This is a genomic window from Shewanella psychrophila (assembly GCF_002005305.1).
GTDB lineage: Bacteria > Pseudomonadota > Gammaproteobacteria > Enterobacterales > Shewanellaceae > Shewanella > Shewanella psychrophila.
In genome coordinates, this window is the sequence record NZ_CP014782.1 from 2,764,718 (window position 1) to 2,783,123 (window position 18,406).

Sequence of the window (18,406 nt, forward strand, 5' to 3'; positions counted from 1 at the left end):
GGCCTTAAATCCCTATAACTGCAGTAAAACATCACTCTTTAATTTAGTAGAGCATGCCAGCACATAGCCTTGCGCTATCTCGTCTGGAGTCAATGTTATCTCACTAATCGACTCAGTCTTACCTTCGATAACTCTACACTTACAAGCACCACATACACCTGCGCGGCAAGCGGCTATTATGGGCAAGCCTTCAGCCTCGATCCCCTCAAGTAGAGTTTCATTCTGCCCCATAGCACGTGCAATATCACCGATACGAAGCATGAAATCACTTTCAGTATTCTCGACTTCAGAGATAGTCGTTTCACCAACCTCGAATGACTCAGTTCCAAAACTCTCATCATGGTAACGGTTCATATCGAAATTTAAAGATTCTAGTAAGGACTCTACTCCCTTCATGAATGCCTCTGGACCACAGACGAAAATAGTTCTCTCTTTATAATCTTGTACCAGTCTGGTGAGTTGTTCAGCATTTATACGCCCCTCTCCACAACTCAGCCCTAGAGGAAGTTGATCTGCGCCTGACTCCAGAATATAGCTGAGATTAAAGGCCGAATTATTAAACCTAATGGTATCCAACTCAGTCCTAAAAATTAGGTCCTCCGGGCTCTTAGCACAATTGAGAAAAGCGATATCGGCACCAACCTGAGTATCGGTTAACCAACGAGACATTGAAAACATGGGAGTAATGCCACTACCTGCACTTAAAAACAGATATTTATCAGCCTTGATATCGACCAGATTGAAGACTCCATCGGGTCCGCTAGCATTAATGGTATCACCGACATTTAGTGATTGAGCAAAGTAATTCGATACCCGTCCCCCCTCTATACATTTTACCGTCACGACTATCGAATAGGGGCGAGAAGGTGAAGAGGAAATGGTATAACTGCGATATGTTTTCTTGCCGTCAATGTCCATATTAAACGTAAGGAACTGGCCGGGCTTGAACTGAAATTTTACCGGCTCAATTCCCTGAAATCGATAACTGAACACATCATGGGTTTCTTGCCACTTTTCGACGCACAGGAGCTCTACTTCCCCATGTTGCCAGTTATTGGATGCCAGTTGATGTTCATTGCTGTGTAATGAAGGCCGAGAAATAGTGTCAATACTCATGTAAAACCTTAAGGATCGAAAATACAAATAACTGACCAACTAATAAACGAGTCGGTCAGTTATTTCAGAGGGCTGATTAAGCGGCGTTTAAGATAATTTTAAGATCATCTTCGGCAGTTGTAGTAGTACGTAGGCCAAATTTGTCTTCTAGAATCTTGACCAAATTATCACTCAAGAAAGCAGGTGGAGTTGGACCGGTACGGATATTCTTAACGCCTAATGACAACAAGGTCAGCAAGACCACAATCGCTTTTTGCTCGAACCATGAAAGCACGATACTTAAAGGCAACTCATTGAGTTCACACTCGAATGCCTCAGAAAGAGCTACCGCGAGTTGAATGGCTGAGTATGCATCGTTACACTGACCAATGTCGAGCAGACGTGGGATGCCATTGATTTCACCAAATTCGAGTTTGTTGAATTTATACTTGCCACAACCTAAGGTCATGATGATCGAATCATCGGGAGCCTGTGTCGCTAAGTCGGTGAAATAACTACGCTCATTCTTATCACCATCACAACCACCAATAAGGAAGAAATGCTTGATCGAGCCATTCTTCACATTCTCGACTACGGCAGGAGCCGCCGCCATTAATGCATTACGGGCGAAACCTATGGTGATCATATGAGGGATCTCATCATAAGCGAATCCATCAAGGGATAATGCTTTATCTATCACCAAGCTAAAATCTTCACCGGTCAAATGAGTAACACCTGGCCAACCCACGATACTACGGGTAAAAATACGGTCGGAGTAATCACCAACATTAGGATCGATAATACAGTTAGAGGTCATCACTACAGCGCCGGGGAAGTTGGCGAATTCTTTCTGTTGATTCTGCCAAGCACTGCCGTAGTTCCCCACCAAATGCGGGTATTTCTTAAACTCAGGGTAAGCCAGTGCCGGTAACATTTCACCATGGGTAAAGACATTGATGCCCTTACCCTGAGTTTGCTTCAGAATAAGCTCAAGGTCGACCATATCATGGCCAGAAACTAAGATAGCCTTGCCTTTCACAGCAACCGTATTGACTTGAGTCGGCTCAGGATGACCGAAAGCCATGGTTTCGCCTTTATCCAGCATCTCCATTATGCGAAAGTTTAACTGACCAATCTCCATTGCTGTACCGAATAGCTTATCGCCATCTACCGAATCTTCACCTAAGAACGCCATGATTTCATGGAACTCACCAGCAACTTCATCATTGGTCTGACTGAGCACACGTGCATGCTCCATATAAGCCGCCGCACCTTTTAAACCATAGAGGCACAGCAGACGCAAACCCAAAATATCTTCGTGAACATCGCCACGATTTGGCAGTGCAACCACAGCCTGAGCCAACATTTCCGGCTTAGATGCACCAAGTACTAGCTGAGCTGGCGCACTCAATTCGACAGGAGTCTGACCCGCCGCGGTACATGCAGCTTCATAGGCAGTCTTTAGACGGGTACGCAGTTCATTCGCTTGCTCTACATAACCAACAATTCGGTCATCATCGAAGTTGACATTGGTCAGAGTGGCGAAGAAGGCTTTAGGCACAAACGTATCGACTTCGCTATCTATTATATCGAATTCCCGCGCTTTAACCGCATAAGCTGAGACGCCCTGAAGTAGATAGATAAGTAGATCTTGCAGATCCGAAGTTTCGGCAAGCTTGCCACACATGCCCTGGGCATAACTACAGCCATTTCCGACTGGCGTTCTCATTGTTTGTTCACACTGAATACAAAACATTACTACTGCTCCTTAATCATGCTTTTTATTTGCATGTTTTAAAATAGTTTAAAGCCATAGTCCTAACAGAGGTAGGGTTTTCTATTTTAATGAAGAGAACTATGCGCTAGATCAATTTAGCTTTTCTCTAATATAGATGGGAAAGCTTCTAGCAATATAACTGCAGTAGAAAACAAAAAAGGAGCCTAAGCTCCCATTTTTCACAAAGATATAAAATTACTTAATTTTAGTTACTTAGGTGATTATGAAGATGTAAATACAAATGAAAAACCTTACGATTCGCTCATTTAAGCTAATACATTCACCCGGAAGTGAGCGTATTGATATCGATAGAAATTAATCAGTCTTCATATCATTAACGCTCTGTAGCATGGCACGACTCTCGCGTTGGAACTGAGGCGCGAAATCACCAAACCATTGCGCAACTTCCTCAAACTGAGCAACAAACGCACCCCTATCGCCAGCCTGTAGAAGAGACAGGGCTTGAGAATAGTTATCCAAATAATCCCCTATCGCATGCATGCTCTCTTTCTGAGCAAAGATAATATCGGCGTACAGCTCCGGACTCTGAGCAAATAAACGACCCACCATGGCCAATTCCAATCGGTAAATTGGCGAGCTAAACTGTAACAGAGTTCCGATATCGGCTGCTTCTTTGTATAGGTTTAAACCGTATACGAAGGATGAAAAATGACGCATCGCCTGGACTAATTGCATGGCTTTATCGTGTTTTTCTGGCTCCGCCTCGACCAGTCGAGCGCCCCAGATCTGAATCTGTTCCAACAACCATTGATATTTCTCACTGTCACGACCATGACAGACTACAACCACTTGTTTAGCCAAACTACCAACATCAGGGCCAAACATGGGATGAAGTCCTACCACTGGACCACTGTGAGCCTCGAGCATCGCCTTAACAGGCTCAGTTTTAACTGAGGTTAAATCGGCCAAGATGCAATCACTTGGCAATGATGACAGCTTATCCTTGATCAGATCGCAGGTAATAGAGATAGGCACTGTGACGATAACCAGACCTGCGCCTTCGAAAGTCTGCGCTGCACAGGCCCAGTCATCTTTATCCAATACTTTAACCTGATAGCCAGACAAAACAAGCATCTGAGAGAACAAGCCACCGAGCTTACCTTCCCCACCCACTATCACAACATGACCAAGATCTTCATTTATTTGTTTAAAGCCGACATCTTTCTCATTAAGATAAGATTCACGCATTAGGCGGCGCAAAATATCTTCAATTAGCTGAGGAGAGACATTCATCTTCTCTGCTTCATCTCTACGCTTGGCCAACATAGCGGCCTCACGCTGAGGAGCATAAATAGGCAGCCCAGCGCCATGTTTAACCGCTCCGACCTGAGCCACAAGGTCTAGACGCTTTCTTAAAAGGTGGATCAACTGCTGATCCACTCCATCGATCAGACCTCTGAGGTTCTCGAGATCCGATGTTGTTTTTTCATTCATCTATATTCTGTCCATCAAGAAAACGTAAAATCGATTGCTAACCAGTTAACGGTCAAGACAATAACCGCTACATTTATGCATTAACGACTTTTAGCATATCAAATCGGGACGGTAATACGTGAGTTAATAATGTCGATCCTTCACGTAAAATCTGCTCAGTGGTTGCCCAATCCATACAGGCATCAGTGACTGAAACCCCGTAGTCCAATTCATTCATGGGTTTATCACTGCTCTGTCGCCCTTCATTGAGGTGACTCTCGAGCATAACACCTATGATAGATTGATTACCCTGCAGGATCTGCTCGAATATATCTTCACAGACCCCCTGCTGTTTCCTATGATCTTTTAAGGAATTGCCATGGCTGCAATCGACAATCAAACGAGCGTTAAGCTTAGCTGCATGTAACTGACGTTCGCATTCGGCAACGCTCTGTGCATCGTAATTAGGTGTCTTACCGCCACGTAAGATCACGTGACCATCAGGGTTACCCGCCGTTTGCAGTAACGCCACCTGACCCTGTTGATTGATGCCCATAAACCTGTGTCCACTCGCAGCAGACTCCAGTGCATTGATGGCAACACCAAGCTTGCCGTCGGTGCCATTTTTAAAGCCCACTGGCATAGACAAACCTGAAGCCATCTCTCTGTGAGTTTGCGATTCTGTAGTACGTGCGCCGATGGCAGACCAGGTGACCAGTTCTGACATGTATTGAGGGCTGATAGGATCTAGGGCCTCAGTCGCCACAGGCAAACCTAAATCGGCAAGCCAGATCATCAGCTCACGCGCTTGACGCAAACCTTTTTCGACATCGAATGACTCATCCATATCAGGATCATTGATCATGCCTTTCCAGCCCACAGTGGTTCTGGGCTTCTCGAAGTAGACCCGCATCAGGATGTAGAACTCACCACTCAATTCATCATGTAGCTTCTTAAGCCTGAGGGCATACTCTTTCGCGGACTCGATATCATGGATTGAACAAGGACCTGTCACAATCAAGACTCGGCTATCACGCTTATGTACGATATCGGCAACGGTCTTACGGGCATTAAGCACGTAGTGATATGCATCTCTTGATAGCGGTAGTTCAAGCTTCAACTCCTCTGGAGTCACCAATACTTTCTCTGAACTGATATGAACGTTATTAATCGTATCTTGCTGCATACTACCCACCTAAGGCCTATCCGTTATTAATCGATTTCGACATAACTTGTATCGTCGTACTGCTACACCATTACACTTGTGAGCTAACTATGCCTACAGATTAAAATAAGATCAAGCATGATCTGCAAACTAAAGAAAAATTCATGGAATAAAGGGAAAATGTCTTAGCCTTGTCTCTAGCCTTTCTGCTAAAAATGGATTCCGGCCATAAGCATGCCGGAATGACCTGTAACTTTGATTTGCTCTTGTACTTACGACTTTCTCAGCTCTATCTCGAGACTTATAACTTTCTCAGCCTTATCTTTAGCTCGCAACTCGGAACTTTCTTAGCCTTGCCTCGAGCCTTTCAACTCAAACTGGATTCCGGCCACAAGCATACCGGAATGACCTGTGGTTTGGATTTACACTTAGCCTGACGACTTTCTCAGCTCTATCTCGAGACTTATAACTTTCTCAGCTCTATCTTTAACTCACGACTCGACACTTTCTTAGCTTTGTCTCGAAACTTTCTCGCCCCAAGATCACAAAAACCCGCCATAAGGCGGGTTATTGTGCGAACACTGCATCTTTTTCTTACTGCATACTACTAATTACTTAGTAGAAAGCTTCTCACGGATACGTGCAGACTTACCTGAACGCTCACGTAAGTAGTAAAGCTTGGCACGACGAACACGGCCGCGACGCTTAACTTCGATGCTAGAGATGATTGGGCTGTGAATCTGGAACGCACGCTCAACACCTTCACCATTAGAGATCTTACGTACTGTGAATGCAGAGTGAACGCCACGGTTACGCTTAGCGATTACAACGCCTTCGAACGCCTGTAGACGCTCTTTACCGCCTTCTACAACACGTACTTTAACAACTACTGTGTCACCTGCACCAAACTCTGGTACATCTTGCTTCATTTGCTCTTCGTTGAGCATTTTAATGATGTTATTCATGAAATAAACTCCATACTAGAAATAACCGATCGTAACTATCCGCTTGGGTTCGCTTATTCAACAAACTCATTTAATAGCTTCGTTTGTTCGTCAGTCAGAGCTAGATTTTCTAATAAATCTGGTCGTCTTAACAAAGTTCTACCGAGACTTTGCTGTAGACGCCAGCGTCTAATATGTTCGTGGTTGCCACTTAATAAGACTGCCGGTACATCTAAACCATCCAAGCTTTCAGGACGAGTATAGTGGGGGCAATCCAATAATCCGTCAGAGAAGGAATCCTGCTCCGCCGAGGCTTTTTTTCCTAGTACACCAGGAACCAGCCGTGATACTGAATCAATCAAAGCCATCGCAGGAAGTTCACCGCCCGAAAGCACGTAATCTCCGATTGACCACTCTTCATCCACTTCAGTCTGAATGATGCGCTCATCAATACCTTCGTACCGACCACACACCAAAACCAAACTGTCGTACTTAGCTAACTCTTCGACGCCTTGCTGTGTCAGCTTGCGCCCCTGAGGAGAAAGATAAATAACCTTCGCACTGTCGCCAGTCGCAGCTTTCGCTGCATGAATGGCGTCGCGTAATGGTTGCACCATCATCAACATACCAGGGCCACCACCGTAAGGGCGGTCATCCACTGTATTATGTTTATCATGGGTGAAATCACGAGGATTCCACGTTTGCAACTCCAGCAGGCCATTTTTAACGGCCCGACCCGTTACTCCAAAGTCTGTTACGGCGCGAAACATCTCAGGAAACAGGGTTACTACCCCTAACCGCATATGTTCTACCTCGACTTAAAAGTCCGGATCCCAATCCACTGTGATCTGTTTTTCCGTCAAGTTCACTTCAACGATGAACTGTTCGGTGACAAAGGGGATCATACGTTCCGCTTTGCCGAAGCCATCTTTTGCGTTAGCTTTAACTAAGAGCACGTCATTTGATCCTGTTTCCACGATCTCCTGCACCTTGCCCATGTTATAACCTTTGGTATTAACCACTTCACAACCAATAAGATCTCGCCAGTAGAATTCATCTTCCGGCAAGGTCTCCATCTGCTGCGGAGTGACCGCAATCTCACAATTTGTGAGCATTTGCGCCTGATCCCGAGTTTCTACACCTTCAAGGGAAGCAACAACTGCCTTACCCTGAAAGCGCCACTGCAGCACCTTAACCTCGCGCCATTCACCTTGCTCTTTAATCAACCAAGGAGAATAGTCAAAAATACCTTCAACAGAATCGGTATAGGTAGTGATCTTCAACCAACCCTTAATGCCATGACTGGATCCTAATTTCCCCAGTACGACAGGTTCTTGTTTACTACTCATCAATCTATACCTTAACGCAATTAAGCAGCAGCTTTACGCGCGTCTTTGATCAACTTAGCTACACGTTCAGATGTAGTAGCACCAGTTGCAACCCAGTGCTCAACGCGAGCTAGGTCTAAACGTAGAGTTTCTTCCTGGCCACGAGCCATTGGGTTGAAGAAACCAACACGTTCGATGAAACGACCGTCACGAGCCTTACGGCTATCAGCAACTACGATGTTGTAAAATGGACGCTTTTTTGCGCCGCCACGAGCTAAACGAATGGTAACCATGCGTCTTTTATCCTCTAATGATTTGCTTCTCAAGAAGCAAAAATAAAAACTGGAACTCCGTGTTCGCGAAGAGTCCCAGATAGAAAGCCGGACGATTTTACCTTACTCGCCGACGAATGCAACCAATTAGATGATTTTTACACCTAATGTTTACTGAAAACAAAAAGCCCACAGACAACAATATTAGCATCTGTAGGCTTAAAAACAGGATACTCTGTAGTCTATTTCAACGTACAGACAGCATCATTTTGATGGGAAAGTGCTACTAATACCAGCCAACCAGCCTTATTTATTAACGACCCGGCATCTTCATTCCTGGTGGTAGCATGCCACTCATGCCACGCATCATCTTCTTCATACCGCCTTTTGCAGACATCTTCTTCATCATCTTCTGCATCTGAGTGAACTGTTTTAGCAAACGGTTCACATCTTGGATTTGCGTACCTGAACCCATGGCAATTCTGCGCTTGCGTGAACCCTTAATGATATCTGGACGCTTACGCTCACCCGCAGTCATAGAGTTGATGATGGCTTCCATCTGATTGGTCATCTTGCCATTCTGCACTTGAGCAAGCGCCTCTGGTGGCAATTGGCCGACACCAGGCATTTTTTCAATCATGCCCATCATGCCACCCATGTTCTTCATCTGCTGCAACTGTTCACGGAAATCTTCGAGATCGAAGCTACCGCCCTTCTTCACTTTAGCAGCAAGCTTCATCGCCTTGTCTTTGTCGACGCCGCGCTCAACTTCTTCGATCAGTGAAAGTACATCACCCATGCCGAGAATACGTGAAGCCACACGATCCGGATGAAAGGCCTCTAAGGCGTCAGTTTTCTCACCCACACCTAAGAACTTAATAGGCTTGCCGGTAATGTGACGAATGGACAGAGCCGCACCGCCGCGAGCATCACCATCGACTTTTGTCAGTACAACACCGGTTAAGGGAAGTGCTTCATTGAAGGCTTTAGCCGTGTTAGCCGCATCCTGACCCGTCATGGCATCGACAACAAACAGAGTCTCGACAGGATTTACCGCAGCATGGAGTGCCTTAATCTCATCCATCATGCTTTCATCAACATGCAGACGACCCGCTGTATCGACAATCACAACATCGATGAATTTCAGCTTGGCATGAGCCAACGCCGCGTTAACGATATCAATAGGCTTTTGGCTGACATCCGATGGGAAGAATTGCACTTCAACTTCGGTAGCCAAGGTCTCAAGCTGTTTAATCGCCGCCGGACGGTATACATCGGCACTCACGACTAATACAGATTTCTTCTCACGCTCACGCAGGAATTTACCCAGTTTAGCAACACTGGTCGTTTTACCCGCACCTTGAAGACCCGCCATCATGATCACAGCTGGCGGCTGGGCTGAGAGATTCAGGCCTTCGTTGGCCTCACCCATGGCATTTTCAAGTTCGTTTTGAACTATCTTGATGAATGCTTGACCCGGACTCAGACTCTTTGAGACCTCCTGACCAACGGCACGCTCTTTGACTCTGTTAACGAAGTCACGTACAACAGGCAAGGCAACATCGGCCTCAAGCAGTGCCATACGCACTTCTCGTAGAGTATCCTTAACATTATCTTCTGTTAAGCGACCACGACCGCTGATATTTTTCAGCGTGCGTGACAATCTGTCCGTTAGGTTCTCAAACATTATCGCGTTCTTACCATTTAGAATTTATATTAATGAGCAGTATTATAGCGATGCCCAGATAATATGCTACTGCTATGGTGCAAGATATCCAGCACTCGTAGACCATAACATTTAGACTAAAGTGCAAAACTTTGGTCTAACGCTCAGAAAGCACTAATTTTTGTACCTATACCTACTGCACAACTCACCTTAGCTCGTGTTACTCTAGGAGTAACATTAAAAAGATGACTTTGCTTGCTTCTCACCCTTCGCATTTGTAGTGAGTTAAGCTGCCCCCTAGCAAACAAAACGATAGGTCAATACTCAATGGTTTTATTTTCCGCTTCAGCCATGTTCTTTTACTCCATAGCCTTAGTGCTGGTGGCCAGTCGCCTGTTTCATGCCGAAGGGCCTAATCGCCGTCTTGTTGCTGGTTTTGCCGCAATTGGAGTGGTGCTTCATGCAGCAGCTTTATCTCAGGCAATCCTGACCACAGATGGACAAAATTTTAGCCTGACCAATGTCATCTCTATGGTGAATTGGATCATTGCCTTCAGCTTCACCGTCTTATTATTCAGACTCAAGATGATTGTCGTAGTGCCGGTTGTGTATGCCTGCTCCGTCATCTCGGTGGCATTGCTCTGGTTGCTTCCACCCCAATACATCACTCACTTTGAGATCCATCCCGACATATTAGTCCATGTCGTTCTATCATTGATGGCCTATAGCGCCTTGATGATTGCCGCGCTTTATGCCATACAGCTAGCGATAATTCAACACAGATTAAAGAGTAAGAAGTTAATGATGAGCCCGTCAATGCCACCTCTGATGACAGTTGAAAAACAACTTTATCATCTGGTGATTGTTGGCGTTATCTTATTGAGTCTCTCTCTCGCCACCGGCTTTATCTTCCTCGATGATATGTTCGAAGAGGGCAAGGGTCACAAGGCAGTGCTGTCTATACTGGCCTGGTTTACCTATATTTCCATGTTGGCTCAACAGTATTGGGTAGGCTGTAAAATAAGAACCGCCGTGCTTTATACCCTCACAGGTGCCGTCATGTTGTCACTGGCCTATTTTGGTGCCAGAATTGTTAAAGAGCTAATATTATCTTAATAATTTCAACAACTAACTCTTTATATGCGCTGCGTTTCCCCCTGCGCATATAGACGGGCGAACTTGACACAAAACTCAAATCATTGTAATTACTACCCTTTGAATAAAAAAACTAAAGCACAGACATACCTAAAATTCAGATAAGCTAACAGTTATAGCGAAAACTGAATTGCAGATGTCGTAACCAATTTCAGATGTTTTAGTCAACTAATGGAGCTCCTTTTTGGACGCCATATCAACCAGCGCACTGCTCATCATTCTTGTCGTGTTACTCATCATCTCAGCCTATTTTTCGGGCTCAGAAACCGCCATGATGACCCTGAACCGCTATCGACTTAAACATTTAGCTTCAAGCGGCCATCAGGGCGCAAAACGCGCGATGAAATTACTGGACCGACCCGACAGACTCATTGGCCTTATCCTCATAGGCAATAACTTAGTCAACATCCTCGCCTCGGCCATTGCAACTATCATAGGGATGCGACTGTTTGGCGACATGGGCGTAGCCATCTCAACTGGCGTCCTCACCTTAGTGGTACTAGTCTTCGCCGAAGTCACGCCAAAAACCGTAGCCGCACTACATCCAGAGCGTATCGCCTTCCCATCCAGCCTGCTGCTTAAATGGTTGCTGGTTATCCTCTTACCTTTGGTGAAAGCAGTAAACTTATTCACCTCTGGGTTCCTACACTTACTTGGAATACGTTCAGTTAAAACCTCAGACGCCCTGAGTAAAGAGGAGCTCAGAACCGTAGTTCACGAGGCTGGCGCTCTCATCCCTAGGCGCCACCAAGAAATGCTACTGTCGATCATGGATCTTGAGAAAGTGACCGTAGAAGACATCATGATCCCTCGCTCCGAGCTATTCGCCATCAATATCAACGATGATTTCAAGAGCATCACCAAGCAGATGATCCAGAGCCCCCACACCCGGGTCCTGCTGTTTAGAGACAATATCGACGATGCTGTCGGCTTTGTGCACCTGCGCGATGCGCTGCGCCTGCAGTCTAAGAACCAATTCAGTAAGTCTTCCTTGCTACGAGCGGTAAAAGAGCTCTACTTCATCCCAGAAGGAACCCCTCTCAATGTGCAACTGGGTAACTTCCAGCAGAATAAGGAACGTATCGGCCTAGTAGTAGATGAATACGGTGATATTCAAGGGCTAGTCACCCTTGAGGACATACTCGAAGAGATTGTAGGGGATTTTACCACCTCATCGGAACCCACCCCGAGCGAAGAGATTAACCAACAACAAGACGGAAGCTTCCTTATCGAAGCCTGCATTAATATTCGAGAACTCAATAAAGAGATGAAATGGGACTTCCCCACCGATGGCCCTAAGACTCTCAACGGTCTTATTGTCGAGTACCTGGAAGATATCCCAACCCCGAATACCAGCATGCGTATTTCAGGCTACCCCATCGAAGTCGTCGACGTGGCCGAAAACATGATTAAAACCGTGCGCATCATGCCTCAGCACTATGAAATTCCGAAAAAATCATCGAATAAATGATGTGATGACAATTCAGATATAAAGAGTACACACAGAAAAGGCGCATAATGTGCCTTTTTCATGAAGAGAGAACAAGCAGTAAGTTTAAGATCTCGCCTCCCGGCGTAGAGTCTCCAAAGCACGGCGCTTTTCTACCGCCATGGGGGTTATCTGCTTATCTAACTCTTTCTCCAGCCCTAGCATAAAATACAATTCTGCCATCAGAAAAAATGGCCCAATCAATAGCTGATTAAGATCATCGACAAAGGCAGGCTTAGCCTTCTCGTATTTATGACCGATAAGCTGGAACACCCAGCCGATGACAAACACACCGATAGCTATCCACACCGCGCCTTGCACCTCGGCAACTAAGTAAGTGCTATAGAGCACAGGTAGAATGAATAGGCTCAAGCCAATCGCCAAACTAGCATGTAGCTTAAAATAATAAATAAGTACACCAATAGCGAAAGCCGACGCCACATTGATGCTAATAGCAGGATCATCCCAAGCGAAAAAGTTAACCGGGATAAGGTTTAGTAATAAAAATATTGACCAGATGATCAAAGGAACCCCAACAAAGTGAGTCCTGATATTCTTCGAATTCAAGTGAACACTCTTATAAGTCGATAACTGCTCTTCGGCGGATTTCATCTGCTCTTCTCCCATGGGGGCTAGGTATAATTATAGTGATTAAACTTTTCACTTCTTGTCTCGGGCAGGTTTAACCGACAGCCAAGACAAAACAAACGTTTGTTTAATTTAACACAGTATTAACCTAATGGATTTTACTCTCTTTTAACAGAGTCAATTTTTGACTTGTTGGATAACAAGTTACTTAAATATCCACTGAATTGGTTTCATTAGGCTGACTTTACACTTGGTTATTTTCAGGTAAACACAACTTCATTGCTATCTATTGCCTGCAGCAGGCTTAAGCGTAAACACTTCTGCGACACGCTGTGAATATGTCCCTATACGCTCTGCGACATCATCCCTGATGCCGAAGGTCACAGCCGCGTTCACACCTGGTTATTTGTTTCTTCGATTGCGATCAACTGTTGTAACTCGTTTTTTGACAGAATGTATGGTAATCAACATCAATCATATTATACAGTTCGATCAATTTCCTTTTTTCTCTACCAAGCCCACAGTAACCATCAAATAAGTAAGGCCCGCTAAAGCTATTAAAATTGATCCAGTTTGCTAACCAGCCACCATAACCGTCATATCCAACCGATTTAAAGACAACCTCGTGAGTATCAATATCATGAGTTGTATATAAATCTTCAGTTATTTTTATTGGCGTCAGGATAACTTCAGTACTCTCGAAAGTTGTTTTTACCTTCCGCCCCTCAAGATCATCCACTAACACCTCAAGTCCGGGGGTTGTGTAGCATAAATAACCAAATTGAATTCCCCCTATGACCTCATCGCCAATCAATATCATGTAGCATGTGAACACCACCCCGATGAAACTCAGCAATTAATCGGGTCAGAGAATTAATCGGGTCAGAGTAACATTTAGCTAAGTCTATGTTCGTTGCCATTTCTAAGCAGAATAAATGAAACACGACTCAAACTTTAAGCAAAACCTTTTATCCATAATACGAGTATTTTTATATGGTAAATCACCATAATCCAGAGCTAAAGAATTTATATTTAAACTCACAATGGGGAACAGTGAGTTACATACATTGCCTAGCTGTGACTTATAAAGCCACAATCGAAGAAGTAAATAACCGAGTGTAGATGCAGCTGCTGACGTTGATGGCATGGATACCATCGTCGAGCCCACAGGGAAGTGTTCACGGCGTTTCACAGAGGTATCTGCACATGCCTCGCCGGCCAGGCGGTTAGTTACAATGAAGGTGCAATTTTCCAACACAAGCCAATACCGATAGAGCCAAATGATAGCAACAAAACAGAATGAAAGAGTCTTATTCCTAAGACTCAACTCTTTATGACTCAAGGATTACTGTTGCAGTAGCGTAGTGCTTCTCATCGGCTATAGAGATATGCCCTCTCACGCCACCAAGCAGCGCTAATCTTTCGGCCGCGCCAGCACTGAAACTCACCAATGGTGCGCCATTGGCATCGTTACTTATCTCGATATGCTGAAACGACACGCCGCGGCCGATACCTGTGCCTAGGGCTTTAGCAGCAGCTTCTTTGGCGGCGAAGCGCTTTGCCAGGTAACGTCCAGGCTTTGATGAGGCGATAAAGATCGCCATTTCAACTTCGGTCAGCACACGTTTAGCTAAGCGGCACTGTGCTAAGGCATCTAAATCCCCTGCGGCAGGTACCTTTTGCTCGATACGTTCAATCTCGGCGATATCGGTACCTAAACCAACAATCATATATTTCCTTAAAGCTAAGAAGCTGTAAGTTTTAAGCTCAAGACAGAGCTAAGAAAGTCTTAAGTTAAAGCTGAGAAAGTTGCGAGCAACGAATTGCGAACAGCAAGCTAAAAGACTTAAGCACAAGACGGATCAACGAGCCAAGCTCGTAGCTCGTAGCCCGTAGCTTATGACTTAAAACTTATCGCTTATAACTTGTTTTTCGCAGGACTTATTCGCCTCTGCGGCCTTCATTCATTAGCTGCTTCATGTCTCTAACCGCTTTATCTAAGCCATCTATGACAGCACGGGCTATGATAGCGTGGCCAATATTCAGCTCATAAAGCTCTGGAATAGCAGCTATTGGCTTAACGTTGTGATAATGAAGTCCGTGGCCTGCGTTGACAATTAAGCCTTTAGAGTGAGCGTAGGTTGCCATTTCCTTGATACGAGCCAGCTCTTTAGCCTCTTCCACTTCGTTCTCGGCATCGGCGTAACAGCCGGTGTGAATTTCAATCAGAGGTGCGCCAACTTCAACCGCTGCATCGATCTGAGCCTTGTCGGCGTCGATAAACAGCGAAACCTGAACCCCAACATCATCGAGACGTTGTATTGCAGCTTCAATTTTGCCCATCTGACCTGCGACATCAAGCCCGCCTTCGGTGGTGAGTTCTTCACGCTTCTCAGGAACTAAGCAAACATAAGTGGGCTTAACTTCACAGGCGATATCTAACATCTCATCGGTGACGGCCATCTCAAAATTCATGCGAGTCTTGAGGGTTTTCGCCAGCAAATAGATGTCTCTGTCTATGATGTGACGTCGGTCTTCTCGCAGGTGCACGGTGATGCCTTCGGCACCGGCATGCTCAGCGACTGCCGCAGCATGCACAGGGTCGGGATATGAGGTCCCACGGGCCTGACGTAAAGTTGCAATGTGATCGATATTAACGCCTAGTAAGATACGGCTCATTGAAAGTCCTCAGAAAATAGGGTGAGTTTGCGACCACTTTCTATAGGCCGTCAAACGGATTTTGGTATTGTACTCAGGTTACATGCAAAGGTGAAATGACAAAACAAATACAAGAGCAGATAGTATGAAGAAATAACATCTCATGGATAAAAATCACAGGGAGTTTAAGTGAATTTCGTTTTCACAATTTGAAATTGAAGTAAAAGTTAACTGCGTTGCTGCACTCTTGATGACACGGGTAGTGACGACTGAGCTAGTAACTTGATTTAGAAGGGAAGCTATTTAGTCAACGGGGATGTCATTTTATATTTAAATAGCGCCCGAGATTTAAGTGGCTTATCACCCAAACATGGTGCCAACATCAAGCGCATCAGATATTTAGCTTGCTTTAGGTGTGGGGATTCTAGCCTATGTTCATCCAGTGCCAGTAACATCTCGCCGCTGTAGTGAGATGTCTTGGGACCCAAGGCATTGACGAAACCTTCGTCGGGCAGTAAACGATAATAGTAACCTGGCTCTATCACCTCTTGGGACAAATCGGTTCTGAGCGTCGGCATCAGCCCTAGCTCTTTGAGCAGGCTTAATTCGAAGTATCGCAACTGGCTCTCACAGAAACCTGAGGCCATGGCCATTAAGGTCTTGTGATAGGTGAAAAACAGCGATTCTGCACCATGATCGACGGCGATGCAGCGAACCAATAACTCATTGAGATAGAAACCAGCAAAACTAACGTCACCCGAGAGAGGGATAGCCGGGCTTCCCGCCTCTACACTGTTCATATTTCTTAGGGACGTGCGGCCGGATAATTGAAAGATCAGCGGTTGGAAAGGTTGCAATATGCTTTTAATGGAGGTCTTGCCGCTACCAAGACGAGCGACGCAATCGACTCGTCCTTGACCATCAACCAGCATATTGACTAACACACTGGAGTCTTTGAAGGGGCGAGTATGGAGCACGTAACCGCGCTCCATTATCTCATACCAAAGGTCAGGCTCATCACTAGCACTCCAACATAAACGACACTCGTTTAACTGTGATCATGATTCAGAGCTCGACTTATGATTTAAAGATAAGCACAGCGAAGCTGTTACAATAAAGCTAGCAACTTCACTAAGTGAATCAGTCAGATTGATTAATCTTCGCCGTAGCCTAAGCTGCGAAGTGCACGCTCATCATCGGCCCAACCAGATTTAACCTTGACCCACATCTCTAGGAAGACCTTGTTATCGAACATGACTTCCATATCAACACGAGCGGCAGAGCTGATCTTTTTAATACGATCGCCCTTGTTGCCTATGACCATGCGCTTCTGAGTCTCTCGCTCAACCAACACTAGAGCATTAATCTGATAGACGCCATTTTCCATCATCTTAAACTGCTCGATTTCAACGGTACAATCGTATGGCAGCTCATCACCTAAGAAACGCATCAGTTTTTCACGCACTATTTCTGACGCCATAAACTTCTGTGATCTGTCGGTAACATAATCTTCAGGGAAGAAGTGCGGCGACTCAGGCAATGATTCTATAGACATGTCTAAGATACGCTGCACATTGGTGCCCTTTGTCGCAGAGATAGGTAAGATCTCGTCGAAAGGAAACTTCTTCGATAACTCTTCAAGATAAGGAAATAACTCCTCTTTCTCTTTGATGTTATCGACCTTATTTACTGCAAGTACAGTTTTACGGCCATCATCACGGCTCTGTAGCTTGCGCAAAACCATATCGTCATCTTCGGTCCAGGTCATGCCGTCTACGACAAAGATAACCAAGCTGACTTCGGCTAATGAGCTCGCTGCGGCGCGGTTCATCAAACGGTTGATGGCGCGCTTCTCTTCCATATGCAGACCAGGGGTATCGATAAATACCACTTGGCGCGCGGCCTCGGTATGGATCCCCATGATACGATGACGCGTGGTCTGGGGCTTCTTCGAGGTGATACTGATCTTTTGACCCAGTAGCTTATTCAGCAGAGTCGATTTACCAACATTCGGGCGGCCAACAATCGCGACCATGCCACAATAGGTGACATCGTATTTTGCCGCAGATGAAGGGTTATTCATCTGTGCTAACAGGTCGTCTAAGTTAGGCTCGTTATTCGAAGCCGCTTCATTGGCTGTTGGTGCTTTCTTCTTACTCATTTCTTAATTAACTCCAAAACCTGCGCAGCGGCAATCTGCTCAGCTTTTCTTCGGGAACTTGCAACCCCAATAAGGGGTTTCTTCAACTCTTCGACGCTACACTCGACAGTAAAGGTCTGTGCATGTGCCTCACCTTTGATGTCTGTCACTTTATAGACAGGTAGAGGCTTCTTAAAACCTTGTAACAGCTCTTGTAACAAGGTCTTTGGGTCTTTCTGATTAATAGGCTCTATGGCTGCCAAACGAGACTCATACCAGCTCAAGACTCGAACTCGACAAGTCTCCAAATCAGCATCTAGATAGATAGCACCTATGATAGCTTCTACTGCATCGGCGATGATCGACTCACGTCTGAAGCCACCGCTTTTAAGTTCACCCGGGCCTAACTTAAGGTAGTCTCCGAGTTTGAACTCGAAACCGATTTCAGCCAGCATCTTGCCACACACTAAGGTAGCTCGCATGCGACTAAGGTCACCTTCGGTCACCTTTGGAAATTGATGATATAAAGCATCAGATATAATAATAGACAAGATTGAATCACCCAGAAACTCCAGGCGTTCATTATGCTTGCTAGAAGCACTTCTATGGGTCAGAGCCTGATCCAGATGTGCTTGTTGGGTAAATTGATAACCTAACGTCCGACATAGACGCGGGATATTTTTAATCGGTTCCAT

The 18,406-nt window shown here is 45.3% G+C and carries 18 protein-coding genes; 2 read left to right on the top strand and 16 right to left on the bottom strand.

The features are described 5' to 3' along the window. Window positions 1-12: 12 nt before the first annotated feature. The 9 genes from sps_RS11875 to ffh all read right to left on the bottom strand — a co-directional run bounded on the left by sps_RS11875 (window position 13) and on the right by ffh (window position 9,702). Window positions 13-1,116, bottom strand: a complete 1,104-nt coding sequence (locus tag sps_RS11875; protein WP_077752724.1) for an FAD-binding oxidoreductase — start codon at window positions 1,114-1,116, stop codon at window positions 13-15. A 76-nt stretch (window positions 1,117-1,192) separates the two neighbouring features. Further along, entirely contained in the window at window positions 1,193-2,851 is a 1,659-nt protein-coding gene (gene hcp / locus sps_RS11880; RefSeq protein WP_077752725.1) for a hydroxylamine reductase, read from the bottom strand. 336 nt (window positions 2,852-3,187) lie between these two features. Then, on the bottom strand, window positions 3,188-4,327 hold the full coding sequence (gene tyrA, locus sps_RS11885) for a bifunctional chorismate mutase/prephenate dehydrogenase (RefSeq protein ID WP_077752726.1): 1,140 nt from the start codon (window positions 4,325-4,327) through the stop codon (window positions 3,188-3,190). A gap of 73 nt (window positions 4,328-4,400) precedes the next feature. Beyond that, window positions 4,401-5,492 carry a 3-deoxy-7-phosphoheptulonate synthase gene (locus sps_RS11890; protein ID WP_077752727.1) on the bottom strand — a complete coding sequence of 364 codons (1,092 nt, stop codon included), beginning with the start codon at window positions 5,490-5,492 and terminating at the stop codon, window positions 4,401-4,403. A 590-nt stretch (window positions 5,493-6,082) separates the two neighbouring features. Next, on the bottom strand, window positions 6,083-6,436 hold the full coding sequence (gene rplS / locus sps_RS11900) for a 50S ribosomal protein L19 (RefSeq protein WP_077752729.1): 354 nt from the start codon (window positions 6,434-6,436) through the stop codon (window positions 6,083-6,085). A gap of 53 nt (window positions 6,437-6,489) precedes the next feature. Then, window positions 6,490-7,218, bottom strand: a complete 729-nt coding sequence (trmD, locus tag sps_RS11905) for a tRNA (guanosine(37)-N1)-methyltransferase TrmD (RefSeq protein WP_077752730.1) — start codon at window positions 7,216-7,218, stop codon at window positions 6,490-6,492. Window positions 7,219-7,233: 15 nt separating this feature from the next. Further along, window positions 7,234-7,764 carry a ribosome maturation factor RimM gene (rimM, locus tag sps_RS11910; RefSeq protein ID WP_077752731.1) on the bottom strand — a complete coding sequence of 177 codons (531 nt, stop codon included), beginning with the start codon at window positions 7,762-7,764 and terminating at the stop codon, window positions 7,234-7,236. Window positions 7,765-7,784: 20 nt separating this feature from the next. After that, window positions 7,785-8,036, bottom strand: coding sequence for a 30S ribosomal protein S16 (rpsP, locus tag sps_RS11915; protein WP_077752732.1), 252 nt, complete (start codon window positions 8,034-8,036; stop codon window positions 7,785-7,787). Between the two features lie 292 nt (window positions 8,037-8,328). After that, window positions 8,329-9,702 (bottom strand): signal recognition particle protein, encoded by a 1,374-nt coding sequence (gene ffh / locus sps_RS11920; RefSeq protein WP_077752733.1) that lies wholly within the window; start codon window positions 9,700-9,702, stop codon window positions 8,329-8,331. Between the two features lie 306 nt (window positions 9,703-10,008). On the opposite strand from ffh, the gene sps_RS11925 reads away from it, so the two are divergent. Together sps_RS11925 and sps_RS11930 are read left to right on the top strand one after the other, a co-directional pair. Next, entirely contained in the window at window positions 10,009-10,797 is a 789-nt protein-coding gene (locus tag sps_RS11925; RefSeq protein WP_077752734.1) for a cytochrome C assembly family protein, read from the top strand. A gap of 223 nt (window positions 10,798-11,020) precedes the next feature. Further along, the gene (locus tag sps_RS11930) at window positions 11,021-12,307 is read left to right on the top strand and encodes an HlyC/CorC family transporter (RefSeq protein WP_077752735.1); all 1,287 of its coding nucleotides are present in this window, start codon (window positions 11,021-11,023) and stop codon (window positions 12,305-12,307) included. A gap of 84 nt (window positions 12,308-12,391) precedes the next feature. Here the strand turns inward: sps_RS11930 and sps_RS11935 are convergent, their stop codons facing one another. The 7 genes from sps_RS11935 to rnc form a co-directional block, all read right to left on the bottom strand. Further along, window positions 12,392-12,937, bottom strand: coding sequence for an Mpo1 family 2-hydroxy fatty acid dioxygenase (locus tag sps_RS11935; protein ID WP_077752736.1), 546 nt, complete (start codon window positions 12,935-12,937; stop codon window positions 12,392-12,394). 400 nt (window positions 12,938-13,337) lie between these two features. Next, window positions 13,338-13,733, bottom strand: coding sequence for a hypothetical protein (locus tag sps_RS11940; RefSeq protein WP_077752737.1), 396 nt, complete (start codon window positions 13,731-13,733; stop codon window positions 13,338-13,340). Window positions 13,734-14,244: 511 nt separating this feature from the next. Next, on the bottom strand, window positions 14,245-14,643 hold the full coding sequence (gene acpS, locus sps_RS11945; protein ID WP_077752738.1) for a holo-ACP synthase: 399 nt from the start codon (window positions 14,641-14,643) through the stop codon (window positions 14,245-14,247). A 211-nt stretch (window positions 14,644-14,854) separates the two neighbouring features. Next, complete coding sequence (pdxJ, locus tag sps_RS11950) at window positions 14,855-15,592, bottom strand: pyridoxine 5'-phosphate synthase (RefSeq protein WP_077752739.1); 738 nt, start codon at window positions 15,590-15,592, stop codon at window positions 14,855-14,857. A 278-nt stretch (window positions 15,593-15,870) separates the two neighbouring features. Continuing rightward, a complete protein-coding gene (gene recO, locus sps_RS11955) occupies window positions 15,871-16,563 on the bottom strand; it encodes a DNA repair protein RecO (protein WP_077752740.1) in 693 nt (230 codons plus the stop codon). Between the two features lie 161 nt (window positions 16,564-16,724). Further along, entirely contained in the window at window positions 16,725-17,732 is a 1,008-nt protein-coding gene (era, locus tag sps_RS11960) for a GTPase Era (RefSeq protein WP_077752741.1), read from the bottom strand. Then, window positions 17,729-18,406 (bottom strand): ribonuclease III, encoded by a 678-nt coding sequence (gene rnc / locus sps_RS11965; protein ID WP_077752742.1) that lies wholly within the window; start codon window positions 18,404-18,406, stop codon window positions 17,729-17,731. Before rnc ends, era begins: the two co-directional genes overlap by 4 nt.